The organism is Pedobacter steynii (assembly GCF_900103665.1).
Taxonomy (GTDB): Bacteria; Bacteroidota; Bacteroidia; order Sphingobacteriales; family Sphingobacteriaceae; genus Pedobacter; species Pedobacter steynii.
This window is the reverse complement of record NZ_FNGY01000003.1, coordinates 964,215-977,588: the sequence shown is the minus strand read 5'-3', so window position 1 is coordinate 977,588 and position 13,374 is coordinate 964,215. Positions and strand designations below refer to the sequence as shown.

Annotated in this window: 6 protein-coding genes and 1 rRNA gene; 5 read left to right on the top strand and 2 right to left on the bottom strand. The window is 41.7% G+C overall.

Annotated features, from left to right (window positions below; all coding sequences use genetic code 11):
- Window positions 1–148: 148 nt before the first annotated feature.
- The 5 genes from rrf to BLQ87_RS12235 all read left to right on the top strand — a co-directional run bounded on the left by rrf (window position 149) and on the right by BLQ87_RS12235 (window position 8,042).
- Window positions 149–260 (top strand): 5S ribosomal RNA (gene rrf / locus BLQ87_RS12255).
- Between the two features lie 457 nt (window positions 261–717).
- Window positions 718–1,698, top strand: a complete 981-nt coding sequence (locus BLQ87_RS12250; protein ID WP_074606862.1) for an acyl-ACP desaturase — start codon at window positions 718–720, stop codon at window positions 1,696–1,698.
- 273 nt (window positions 1,699–1,971) lie between these two features.
- Entirely contained in the window at window positions 1,972–3,195 is a 1,224-nt protein-coding gene (locus BLQ87_RS12245; RefSeq protein WP_074606860.1) for an ROK family protein, read from the top strand.
- A 52-nt stretch (window positions 3,196–3,247) separates the two neighbouring features.
- Window positions 3,248–6,394: a SusC/RagA family TonB-linked outer membrane protein gene (locus tag BLQ87_RS12240; RefSeq protein ID WP_083361819.1), complete on the top strand. Its 3,147-nt coding sequence runs from the start codon at window positions 3,248–3,250 to the stop codon at window positions 6,392–6,394.
- A 25-nt stretch (window positions 6,395–6,419) separates the two neighbouring features.
- Entirely contained in the window at window positions 6,420–8,042 is a 1,623-nt protein-coding gene (locus BLQ87_RS12235) for a RagB/SusD family nutrient uptake outer membrane protein (protein ID WP_083361828.1), read from the top strand.
- 74 nt (window positions 8,043–8,116) lie between these two features.
- On the opposite strand, the gene BLQ87_RS12230 is transcribed toward BLQ87_RS12235, so the two are convergent.
- Both BLQ87_RS12230 and pafA read right to left on the bottom strand, forming a co-directional pair.
- Window positions 8,117–11,509: a methylmalonyl-CoA mutase family protein gene (locus BLQ87_RS12230; RefSeq protein WP_074606856.1), complete on the bottom strand. Its 3,393-nt coding sequence runs from the start codon at window positions 11,507–11,509 to the stop codon at window positions 8,117–8,119.
- Window positions 11,510–11,653: 144 nt separating this feature from the next.
- Complete coding sequence (pafA, locus tag BLQ87_RS12225; protein ID WP_074606854.1) at window positions 11,654–13,321, bottom strand: alkaline phosphatase PafA; 1,668 nt, start codon at window positions 13,319–13,321, stop codon at window positions 11,654–11,656.
- Window positions 13,322–13,374: the final 53 nt, after the last annotated feature.

Here is a 13,374-nt window from a genome sequence, read left to right as displayed (position 1 = left end):
AAGTCGAGTAATACTAATAATCCGAAGCTTTCAAGAGCAATAAACTGTTGTTTGTTCTTCCTAACTTAACTTCTTTCAATAATATGTCACTGTTTGAGTGGTGGAATGTGTAAGCATGAAACCAATAATAATCAAACAATAAAAATATTTAGGTGCCTATATCGGTGGTGTCTACCTCTTCCCATTCCGAACAGAGAAGTCAAGCCCACCAGAGCCGATGGTACTGCGGTAACACGTGGGAGAGTAGGTCGGTGCCAAATCTTAAAGTAAGCCTGTAGTGAAAACTGCAGGCTTTTCTTGTTTACAAGCTTTTTTATTCCTGGATTGTTTACAGATTTTTGAAATCATTGTTTTTATTCAGAACCTATTCCTTCCCGGGCGCTGTAAGTTTGTTGGGTTTTTATCTCTGGATTTGGTATCAGGATTAGCTCATTATAAGCTTAGAGCTCCTTTCTTAGCGCTTTGATCAACATTTCTGAATTCAATTGATCTCCTATATCGGATGTCCGGTCCTGAACGGACTTTATACAAAAGATCCGATCCTTATTCTGGTATTTAAAACTTATTCTTTTATACGATGTTGTTTAGATATATCGCCAAATATTATGTCGGGAAAGCGCTTTTATAAGGCCCTTAATTGCGAATAAAATAATGTCGAAACGATAAAATATGCAATTTTTGGTTATCTTTGACTACTAATTTAAAACATAAAAAACAATGAGTTTTTTCGCAGAAAAGAGAAGGGAAGTGATGCTACACATTGAAAGCTATATGCTGGATATGATGGACACCTACTTGAAACCGATTGACACTAATTGGCAACCATCTGACTTCCTGCCTGATTCAACCAGCGAAACATTTTTCCAGGATATAAAACTATTGCGTGAGAATGCTGATGGGTTATCTTATGACCTTGTCGCAGTATTGATCGGAGATACCATTACAGAAGAGGCCTTGCCTACTTATGAGTCATGGTTAACAATGGTAGATGGTATTACTAAAAATGAGCAAGGTGGCTGGATGAAATGGGTGCGTCATTGGACTGCTGAAGAGAATAGACACGGAGACTTATTAAATAGATATCTTTACCTGTCTGGACGTGTGGATATGCGCCAGATGGAAATTTCTACTCAGTATTTAATTGCTGATGGTTTTGATATTGGAACAGGCCATGATCCATATAGAAATTTTGTATACACGAGTTTTCAGGAATTGGCAACAAATATTTCCCACAGAAGGGTAGCCTCAATGGCTAAAAAAGATGGCGATGCCTTACTTTCTAAAATGTGCGGAGTAATTGCTTCTGATGAGGCACGTCATGCAAAAGCATATAAAGACTTTATGGCTAAAATCTTTGAAGTGGATCCTAACGAAGCGATGATCGCTTTTGAAGATATGATGCGTAAAAAAATCGTTATGCCGGCACATTTCTTACGAGAAATGGGACTTAAGATCGGACAAACTTTTGGACACTTTACAGATGCTGCACAACGTCTGGGCGTATACACGGCAGTTGACTACGTAGAAATCATGCAACAGCTGATTGAAGAGTGGAAACTGGAAAGCATGCGCGATTTAAATGAAGCTGGTGAAAAAGCCCGTGATTATATCATGGCATTGCCTAATAGATTGTTGCGCGTTGCTGAAAGAATGAAAACCCCAACAATGGATTATAAATTTAGCTGGATACATTCTTAGTCTAAAATCTTAATATAACAGAAAAGCCCGAATATTAGTATTTGGGCTTTTCTGTTATCCATATTTTTTCTTTTCATCCCTGATTGGCAATCGATCCCCATTACCTGCGCTGCCTGATGAGAAGTGATGCCTCTTTTTCTTCTTGATTTATCTCATTAACTGCATTCAGTTATTGCTATATATTTGATTTAACTTAAAAATAATTGAATTATTTTAATAATAATTGGAAGATATTAAAATAATTTATTAAGTTTAATAAACAAACTATTTTTTATGAAGATTAAACTTGTAAAAGCATCGGAGTTGAAAAGCGAAATATTAAAAAAGCTTTACTATGAAAATGCTCTTTCATGTGCAGAATTAAGCGTGCTGTTTGGTAAAAGCTTACCCATCATTATGAAAGCTATAAATGAGCTGATTGATGAAGGCTTCGTTGTGGAAGTGGGATATGCGCCTTCCAGTGGCGGAAGAAGACCTTTGAACTATGCCGTTAAGGCTGACGCCATGTACATTATGGCGATTGCGATGGATCAGCTTTCCACAAGGATTGCAATTGTAGACCTCTGTAACCGGCCGGTGGCCGAGGTGGAGATGGTAGAATTGCTTTTGAATAACAATGCGGTCGCCTTAGAGAAACTGATAGAATACATCAATGCCTATATTTTAAGAAACGGAATAGATAAGGCGCGAATACTCGGAATTGGTATCGGAATGCCTGGTTTTGTTAGTGCTGCAGATGGGATCAATTATTCCTATCTCGACGCAAATGGACAAAGCCTGAACGAATATATTTTTAAGGCAACCGGCTTGCCAACCTACGTGGCCAATGACTCCAGTGTGATTGCATTGGCAGAACAGAAATTCGGTGTAGCAAAATCTCAGGAAGAAGTTATGGTGATCAATTTGGGCTGGGGAATCGGCCTGGGGATGATCATTAAAGGCGAAGTGTTTAGAGGTTACGACGGCTTTGCCGGAGAATTTAGCCACATTCCTTTATTTGAAGACGGTGCCCTATGTATCTGTGGCAAGCAAGGATGCCTTGAAGCCGAAGCATCCATGTTGGTTGTTGTAGAAAAAGCGAAAGAAGGCATTAAACAAGGTCGCTTATCCACGTTGCAATCCGTTATTGACGACCCTTTGAAACTAATGGGTGATGCGATTTTCGAGGTGGCAGCAACAGGAGATCCTTTTGTGATTGAATTGCTCTCTGATGCCGGGTATAAGATTGGAAAGGCCCTGGCCATTCTGATCCATATCATGAATCCAAAAACTATTGTGTTGAGTGGAAGAGGGGCCAAGGGAGGTAAGATCATGATGGCACCTATTCAGCTCGCACTAAATAAATATTGTATCCCAAGATTGGCAGCAAACATAGAAATTTTGATTTCGGAACTTGGTTTCGACGGAGAGATTATTGGCGCTGCTGTATTGGTGATGGAGAACTTTGACCAGGAAAAACTAATTATTAACACTAAAAGAATTCAAATGAATATATAAATATAATTAATCAACCCCAACTCTATTAACCTAACCCATCCACTAACTTACAATGAAAAAATCATTACTATTGACCGTAGTAATGCCCTGTCTTGCGCTGGGAGCTTTGGCTTCCGATGCAGATCATGGTGCATTAAGAATTCGATCCTTAATCGGGATTGAAGTCGTAAAACAAGCAGAAACCATTAACGGAACCGTAAGAGATGCCAAAGGGCAACCCCTGGCAGGTGTTAATGTTTTGCTTAAAGGAACAAAAAATGGTACTTCCGCTAACGGAAACGGCCAGTTTACCATACAAGCCAATATTGGAGATGTATTGGTGTTTAGCTATCTAGGCTACACCACTAAAGAAGTCACCGTTAGTTCCAAACAATTAAATATCGTTCTTGAAGAGGATGCCCAACAACTTGGTGAAGTTGTGGTGACTGCCCTGGGTATTAAGAAATCAGAAAAATCAATCACCTATTCCAGTCAGCAGTTAGCAGGATCTGAGTTAACCAGAGCAAAGAGCGACAACCTGATGAATTCCCTGAATGGTAAAATTGCAGGGGTAACCATTTCACCTAGTGCTTCAGGTGTAGGGGGCTCTGCTAAAGTCGTCCTGAGGGGTAATAAATCCGCTGGTGGTAACAACCAACCGCTATATGTGATTGATGGAGTACCAATCTCGAACGGTTCAAACGCCAACGGACAACCTAATAATACCTTTGGATCCAATGTTGGACAAGGCGGAACGACTGCTGTTAGTGCAAGTCAGGACGGTGGCGACGGTATTTCTAACCTGAACCCGGACGACATAGAGAACATCACGGTATTGAAAGGTGCTTCAGCTTCTGCATTATATGGTAGTCAGGCACAGAATGGGGTGATCATGATCACCACTAAAAAAGGAAAAGCAGGAAAGCCTGTGGTGAATTATTCTTCCTCGTTTACCCTGGATAAGATTGCTTACAAACCAGAGCTACAGAACAGTTACGGCGAAACGAAAGCCGGAGCAACAGATAGTTGGGGAGCGAAAATAACAAACGCAGCAGATAATGTATCTTCCTTTTATCAAACCGGAAGAAACTGGACAAATTCGATTAACCTTTCAGGAGGTACCGAAGCTGCTCAATCTTATTTTTCTTATGCAAATACGGCATCCAGAGGAACAGAGCCTACAAACGAGCTTTCCAGACATAACGTTAACTTCCGGGAGAGTGCTAAATTTTTTGACAACAAATTAAGCGTTGACGGAAATATAAACTACATCTCGCAAACGATCAAAAACAGCCCTGGACTGGGATTGTATTTGAACCCATTAACCGGTTTGTATTTGTTCCCAAGAGGAAAAGACCTTTCTCCGTACAGAAGTCAATTTGAATTGGCTGCAGTTCCAGGTGGAAATGGTGCGCCAACTCAGAACTGGCCTTTTAATGAGGATGTACAGCAAAACCCATGGTGGATTCTGAACCGCAACCTTAACGAATCCAAGAGAAACAGAATCCTGTTGAATGCCAGTGCAAAATATGATTTTACCAGTTGGTTAAACCTGCAGGCACGTGGTAGCATTGACCGCACCAACGACAAGTACGAACAACGTCTTTATGCAGGAACACATCCTGTACTGGCAAAAAAGAATGGTCAGCTGCTCATGAGTGACCAGACTAACGAACAAAAATATGCCGATTTATTGCTTACTTTTTCCGTTCCGGGCGAATCGGATTTAAAAATAGATGGGGTTCTGGGTACGAGTATTACCGATTCAAAGACGGTGGGAACACGCACTGGTCCTGATGCCAGTAATAACTATACGGAACCAGGATTGACCATTCCTAATATCTTTTTACCTGAAAACATCGCAACAGCTGCCGGAGGGCCTCCGACACTGACTTTGCCAAATAACCACAATCAGATTCAATCTGTATTTGCCAACGCGAATTTCTCTTATAAAAACTGGGCTTTTCTAACCCTTACCGGAAGAAATGACTGGTCATCAAATCTGGCCTTCACGCCAAATAAATCTTATTTTTATCCTTCGGCAGGTTTATCTTTTATTTTGAACCAGGCGCTGACATTGCCGGAAGTGATCAGCTATGCTAAAATCAGAGGTACATACGCACAAGTGGGAAATACAGTCCCTTCATATGTGACCAGGCCTTTAACGCATATGTTTATCGGTGGTGGCGTACTTTTGAATTCTGTTGCCCCATTCCCTCAATTGAAACCGGAAAAAACAAATTCCTTTGAACTTGGTGCTGACCTCCGTTTTCTGAGCAACAGACTGAGCCTTAGCTTTACTTATTACAAGTCAAATACTTTAAACCAATTTATTCAGGTAATTCCAGCTTATACGACTACATTCTCTCTTGGATATGTAAATGCGGGTGACATTCAAAACTCAGGTATTGAATTTAACTTAGGATATGATGTGGTCAAAAACAGCGACTTTAACTGGAACACTTCATTTAACGGATCTGCCAATAAGAACAAAGTCATCGATGTAGATTCAAAAGATGGAATAAACCGCTTTGTATTGACGCCTAACCGTAACAATACTTACGAATCGGTGTTGAGTACAGGAGGTTCTTTTGGGGATATTCATGGTGTTACTTTCCAACGTGATGCACAAGGCAGAATTTTAATTGGTAGCGGTGGAACGCCAATGGTGAATCCAGGATTTAATTATATTGGAAATCCTAATCCTAAATTTCAATTGGGTTGGAGCAATACTTTCGATTATAAAAATTTCAGCCTGAGCTTCCTGGTAGACGGGAAATTTGGAGGTCAGGTTCTTTCTCTTACTGAGGCTTTATTGGATAAATATGGGGTGTCTAAAGCTTCCGGAGAAGCAAGGGACCGTGGTGGTGTAAATATCAATGGTGTGGATGCTGCGAATGGTACACCAATCAGTAGTGTTGATCCTAAAAAGTGGTTTACTACTGTTGGCGGACGTGATGGTATCACCGAAAATTACATTTATAGCGCAACGGCAATTCGTTTACGTGAAGTATCTCTTGGGTATAGCGTACCGATTACTAGAGGATTTGTGAAGAATTTAAGGCTTTCTTTAATCGGAAGGAACCTTTTATACATTCATAAGAAAGCGCCTTTTGATCCGGAAGTTACCATGTCAACAGGTAACGGACTTTCTGGTGTAGATGTATTTAGTCAGCCTGCAACACGTAACATTGGTTTCAGCCTGAATGTTACCCTATAAATTATTCAATTTAAAAGAAGAAACAATGAAAACACCTCATATATTAATGGTACCTCATGGAGCTAAGTTCTGCCAGGCAGTCTTATGTTTCCTCCTGTTATTTTCGTTTAGCAGTTGTACAAAAGACTTTGAAAAATTCAATACAGACAATACCGGCTTTACTCCGGATCAATATCATATCGGTTTAGTTTATCCAGGGATTCAAAGTGCAATTTTTGGCCTGGAAGGTGATTATCAATTAACCCAGAACTTAAATGCAGATTGTTATGCAGGTTATATGATGTCTCCGAATCCTTTTAGGGGAAACATCAATAACTTAAATTATGATCTGGTAGATGGTTGGAACAGACAGTCGTTTATCGTTTCCTATACCAATTCATTATTTGCGATCAATTCCATCGCCCAGGCTGGAACGAGAACCAAACTTCCTGATTTTTGGGGAATAGCCCTGATCCTTAAGGTGGAGACCTTTAGCCGTTTAACTGATAAATTCGGCCCTATTGCTTATAGTAAAGCAGGAAGCTCTTTGATTGCAACTCCTTACGACAGTCAACAGAACCTGTATAAACAGTTTTTTCTGGAATTAGATACCGCTGTTACGAACCTGAATACCTATGTAAAAGCTGCTGCTCTAAATTCGAGCATGGAGAAAAAGCCTTTCGAGAAATTCGATCTGGTCTATGGCGGGGATTATGAGAAATGGATCAGACTGGCAAATTCCTTAAGGTTGCGTTTGGCGATGCATATTGTAAAAGTTGATCCTGCAACTGCTCAGACACAAGGTCAGAAAGCTTTAGACCCTGTTAATGGTGGATTATTGGCTACAAATGCAGACAATGCCGGTATTTCAGGTGGTGGATACCACAATCCTTTAAATGTGATTGCAACCAGCTGGACAGATATTTCTATGGGTGCTTCTTTAGAGTCTTACATGACGGGTTATAACGATCCAAGGTTGCCTAAGTATGTAACACCCGCTACTGATGCACTTTTTAAAGGTCAGTATAAAGGAATCCGTATCGGATCAGCAGTAACCGCAAAACCGGGTTATAACGGCTTTTCTACCTTAAATGGTGCAACTGCCTTTGGCTCAGCCTCACCAATGTGGATGATGACCGCTGCTGAGGTCTATTTTCTAAAAGCCGAAGCAGCATTGCGCAGCTGGACCGGTGCAGGAGATGTAAAGCTCAATTACGAAACTGGTATCCAGGCTTCCATGGACCAATGGGGCGTATCGGCAGGTGCTTATAAAGACGATGCAACGAGCCTGCCTAAGGCTTATGTTGATCCGCTAAATGCGGCAAATAATTCTCCAGCTGTTTCTACGGTGACCATCAGCTGGGATGCTGCAGCTTCCAATGAGCGTAAACTGGAACGAATCATTACACAAAAATGGTTGGCGATGTTCCCGGAAGGACAGGAGGCATGGACAGAATTCCGTCGTACCGGATATCCTAAGTTGTTTACAGTAGTAAACAACAATAGCAATGGCGCGATAGATACACAGGTTCAGATCAGAAGACTGGCTTACCCGGCCAATGAATATTCTACGAATGGCGCTGAAGTTCAGAAAGCTGTTCAGTTATTGGGCGGACCAGACAATGGTGGAACCAGACTATGGTGGGATGTGAATAAAGCTAATTTTTAATCGCTCTTCATTATATATTAAAAAAGGGTTTCGTCTATGACGAAGCCCTTTTTTAATATGGAATAGAACAGAATTTACATGTTTCTTCTGTATTGTCCACCTACCTCATATAAAGCATTTGAGATCTGGCCCAGCGAACAAATTTTACATACTTCCATCAGCTCTTCAAAGATGTTATCACCTGCAATGGCAGACTTTTGCAGTTTTCTGAGTGCGGACGCCGTCTGATCGGCATTCCTGTCCTGGAAGGCTTTTAATGCCGTAATCTGGTATTGTTTTTCTTCTTCTGTAGCACGAATCACTTCTCCGGGAACAATTGTTGGCGAACCATTTTTATTCAGGAAGGTATTTACGCCTACAATAGGATATTCGCCCGTATGTTTCAGGGTTTCATAGTACAGACTTTCTTCCTGGATCTTACCGCGCTGGTACATCGTTTCCATGGCGCCCAATACCCCACCTCTATCGTTGATCCGCTTGAATTCAAGTAATACAGCCTCTTCCACTAAATCGGTCAGGTCTTCGATAATAAAGGCACCCTGTAAAGGATTCTCATTCTTCGCCAAACCTAATTCCCTGTTAATGATCAGCTGGATGGCCATCGCCCTGCGTACAGATTCTTCTGTAGGTGTGGTAATCGCTTCGTCATAGGCATTGGTATGTAGTGAGTTACAGTTGTCGTAGATCGCATACAACGCCTGCAAGGTGGTCCGGATATCATTAAAATCAATCTCCTGCGCATGTAAAGAGCGGCCGGAGGTTTGGATATGGTATTTTAGTTTTTGTGAACGGTCATTTCCTTTGTATTTGTTCTTGATGGCTTTTGCCCAGATTCTTCTGGCGACACGGCCGATCACCGAATATTCCGGATCGATTCCGTTGGAGAAGAAAAAGGATAAATTAGGTGCAAAATCATCGATATTCATTCCCCTGCTCAGGTAATATTCTACAAAGGTAAAACCGTTGCTCAGGGTAAAGGCTAATTGCGAAATCGGGTTGGCACCTGCTTCAGCGATATGGTAACCTGAAATCGATACGGAGTAAAAGTTCCGTACTTTTTCCGTGATAAAATAATTCTGAATATCTCCCATCATTCTCAGTGCGAATTCTGTAGAGAAGATACAGGTATTTTGTGCCTGATCTTCCTTCAGGATATCGGCCTGAACAGTTCCCCTTACCGTGCTGATGGCATAGGCCCTGATTTTGGCATATACATCGGCTGGCAGCACCTGATCTCCGGTTACGCCAAGCAACATCAGGCCTAAGCCGTTATTGCCCGCCGGAAGGTCACCGCTATAGGTTGGTCTTTCTATTCCTTTGTTTTTATAAAATGCCGCTATTTTAGTTTCTGTTTCTTCCTGAAGCTCATGTTCAATAATGTATTTTTCACATTGCTGGTCGATCGCTGCATTCATAAAGAAGCCCAGTAACATCGGTGCAGGACCGTTGATGGTCATCGACACTGAAGTAGAAGGCGCGCACAGGTCAAAACCAGAGTACAATTTCTTCGCATCATCTATGGTGGCAATGCTCACTCCTGAGTTTCCAATTTTACCATAAATATCCGGTCTGATGTGTGGATCTTCACCATATAAGGTAACGGAGTCAAATGCGGTAGATAAGCGGTGTGCAGGCTGGCCTAAAGACACATAGTGAAATCTTTTATTCGTTCTTTCCGGACCACCTTCACCGGCAAACATTCTGGTTGGATCTTCTCCATCACGCTTTAGCGGAAATACCCCTGCGGCATAAGGGAATTCTCCCGGAACATTTTCTGTCAGTAACCAACGCAGGATATCCCCCCAGTCTTCATAACGGGGAAGGGATACTTTAGGGATTTGAAGTTTGGACAGCGACTCATAGAACAAAGGTTGTTTGATCTCTTTGTCCCTTACCTTATACACAAAAAACTCCTGTTTGTATTTGAGCTTTGTGTCCGGCCATTGGCGCAGTAATCTCCTGCATTCTCCGTCCAGTTGTTCTTCGAGATGCTGATAAATATCCTGTAATGCATCTCCAATATTTTCTGTTGCCGGAATATCTTTAATCAGCTTCTGTTCTTTAGAGAGTTGGATCACACCCTGAAGCTGGTATAATTTCCTGGCAATGGTACTTTGTTTTTCTACCCATTCGTTGTAAGTCTGACTGGCTTCGGCAATCTCTGCGAGATATCTTGTTCTGTCTGGCGGAATGATATAAATCTTTTCTGACTGCTCTGAGGTCAGTTCCATTTGTGCATTGAAATCCACTTTGGTTTTCTCTTTGATCTTGTCCATCAGGGCAGTAAAGAGGTTGTTCATTCCAGGATCGTTGAACTGAGATGCCATCGTTCCAAAAACCGGAATCGTATCGTCTTTGGCGTCAAAAAGATTATGGTTGCGTTTGTATTGCTTGCGAACATCGCGTAATGCATCCAATGCGCCTCGTTTGTCGAATTTATTGATGGCAACAAGATCCGCGAAATCAAGCATGTCAATCTTTTCCAACTGCGTTGCAGCTCCAAACTCAGGAGTCATCACATATAGGGAAACATCACAATGTTCTGTGATTTCTGTATCCGACTGGCCGATTCCGGAAGTTTCCACAATGATCAGGTCGTAACCGGCAGCTTTACAGATGTCTATACTTTCCTGTACATTTTTAGATAAGGCCAGATTGGCTTGTCTCGTGGCCAGGGAACGCATATAAATCCTTGGGTTATTAATGGCATTCATGCGGATTCTATCGCCCAGTAAAGCACCTCCTGTTTTACGTTTGGAGGGGTCTACGGAGATGATTGCCATGGTTTTATCTTTTACTTCGATCAGGAAGCGCCTTACGAGTTCATCTACCAGAGAAGATTTACCGGATCCTCCTGTTCCTGTAATTCCAAGTACCGGAGCCTGGCTTTTAATCGTGAGTTTCTTGAGCTCATCTACAAATGCCTGTGCACCTTCCGGATCATTTTCTGCAACAGTAATCGCGGAAGCAATGCTCTTTACATTCTTTTGAGGAATGGTTTTAAGCTCTCCGTTAAGCGTGGTTGTCGTGATGTAATCCGTTTGTTCCAGCATGTTATTGATCATGCCTTGCAAGCCCATTTTACGTCCGTCATCAGGAGAATAGATCCTGGTGATGCCATATGCCTGTAACTCTGCAATCTCGGAAGGGAGGATCACTCCGCCACCGCCACCAAAGATCTTGATATGGGAAGCACCACGTTCCTGTAACAGGTCGTACATGTATTTAAAATATTCGATGTGCCCGCCCTGGTAAGAAGTCATGGCAATACCTTGCACATCTTCCTGAATGGCACAATTTACCACCTCGTCTACAGATCGGTTATGCCCAAGGTGTATGACCTCAGCTCCCGAAGACTGAAGGATCCGACGCATGATATTGATCGTTGCATCGTGTCCGTCAAATAGTGCTGCAGCGGTAACAAAACGTATTTTATGTTTGGGCTTATAGATTTCAATTTTCTCCATAGGATGGTTTTATAATTGGTAGGTAAAGGTAACAAAAACTGAGCGTAGGGTGGTTAAAATAGCCAAATCAATACAATGGCATGATGCATAAAAAAAGCTCCCCTGAATCTTGTTCAGGGGAGCTTTTCTTTCTTTTGAATTGGTTTACTGATGAGTAAGCTCTGTGATCGGCTCTCCGACACAGCCGCTTGGCATCTGTATGTGTAACATCGCCGCCAAAGTTGCTGCGATATCAGTCATGTAATGTGTTTTATTGGTTTTTCCTGGTTTTACATTCCATCCCATGAATACACAAGGAATATGGGAATCGTAAGGGTTCCATGAACCATGAGTGGTACCTGTTTTGCTGCTGCTATCGAAATAGTTGGGCTGAAGGATAAAATAGACATCTCCGCTTCTTTTGGCATTGTATCCATTGGTGATCCTGGTTTTGATGGGTTCAGGCAAGGTGCTTGCACCAACTTTATTCAGGTCTACTGCATTTACAAAACCATTTTGAGTTTTTAGGAATTCAATGCTGAAAGCTTTAACGGCGTCAAAATCAAGTTTTGCATTCTCTATATTTTTATGGTTGAAATAGAGTTGGTTATTCATGGATTTGATGATCGCCTGTTTGATGCCAAACTTCGCTTCCAGGCGTGTATTCAGTTCTTTTACAACCGGGCTGTCGTCAATTGTTCCACCAGGTAATTTGTTCTCTGCCATGAATCCCGGTACATGCGCTGCACCATGATCTGCAGATAAAAAGAACAGGTAATTTCCTTTACCTACTTTGCTGTCCAGGTAGTCAAAAAATTCTGCCAGGTCTTTGTCTAATCTAAGGTAAGTATCTTCTGCTTCGATAGAATTCGGACCATACATATGTCCTACGTAATCCGTAGAAGAGCAGCTTACTGCAAGAAAATCAGTGATGTTGTCCTTACCCAGGTCTTCAGAGAGGATGGCCAGTTTAGCCAGGTCTAAAGTCATGGTATTTCCATAAGGCGTACTTTTGATCATCTCAAAATTCTTTCCTGCATATAGTTTCAAAGGATGTGGGAAAACAGGGCTTTGTTCGCCTCTTGCTTTTCCTTCGTAAGACTTATCATCTGCTGTACTCTGAGTATAAGTTTCGACCGGGTAAAGTGTAGGCCAGTTTTTCTCATAAAACTTGTTTACCAGTTTTATTTTATTGTAATCTTCTACCCATGAAGGGAGTTTAGTCATGTAAAAGGTACTCGTAATCCAGTCGCCGGTTTGTCCGTCGAACCAATACGCTGCATTGGCTGAGTGTCCGGCAGGAAGGATGGATCCACGGTCTTTCAGAGAGATTCCGATTACTTTGCCCTGGAAATTAGTCGCCAGACGAAGTTCATCAGTTATAGTGGTGGTTAACATGTTTTTTGGTGACATTACCCCTGCCATTGTCGTACTTCCCACACTGGTTACAGAAGTATCTTCCGCGCAATATACATTGCGGCCTAACTGAGGATCATACCAGTCGTTACCAATAATTCCATTGATGGCAGGAACAGAGCCGGTATAAATACTGGCATGTCCGCACGCGGTATAAGTAGGGGTATAAGGAATAAAAGTATTTTCGGCAGAGAAACCTTCATTGATGAGTCTTTTAAAGCCTCCTGAACCATATCTGCTGTAATAACGGTAGAGATAATCCCATCTCATTTGATCTATGACCATACCAACTACCAGTTTAGGTCTGTTGATGGAAGCAGGGAAGTCTTTTTTTGCAACGGCAGCTGTCTTTTTTTGTGCCATAGATACACTACAGGTAACAAGCAGTGCAGAAAATAACAGGTAAATTCTTTTCATTGAGTTGTGTGTATTAAGAATTTTTAAAGGTAGTTAATCCATGTAACTAATGA

Coding starts and splice junctions, on each gene's coding strand:
- BLQ87_RS12245 (WP_074606860.1), top strand. CDS start 1,972: ATGAAGATTAAACTTGTAAAAGCATCGGAGTTGAAAAGCGAAATATTA.
- BLQ87_RS12235 (WP_083361828.1), top strand. CDS start 6,420: ATGAAAACACCTCATATATTAATGGTACCTCATGGAGCTAAGTTCTGC.
- BLQ87_RS12250 (WP_074606862.1), top strand. CDS start 718: ATGAGTTTTTTCGCAGAAAAGAGAAGGGAAGTGATGCTACACATTGAA.
- pafA (WP_074606854.1), bottom strand. CDS start 13,321: ATGAAAAGAATTTACCTGTTATTTTCTGCACTGCTTGTTACCTGTAGT.
- BLQ87_RS12230 (WP_074606856.1), bottom strand. CDS start 11,509: ATGGAGAAAATTGAAATCTATAAGCCCAAACATAAAATACGTTTTGTT.
- BLQ87_RS12240 (WP_083361819.1), top strand. CDS start 3,248: ATGAAAAAATCATTACTATTGACCGTAGTAATGCCCTGTCTTGCGCTG.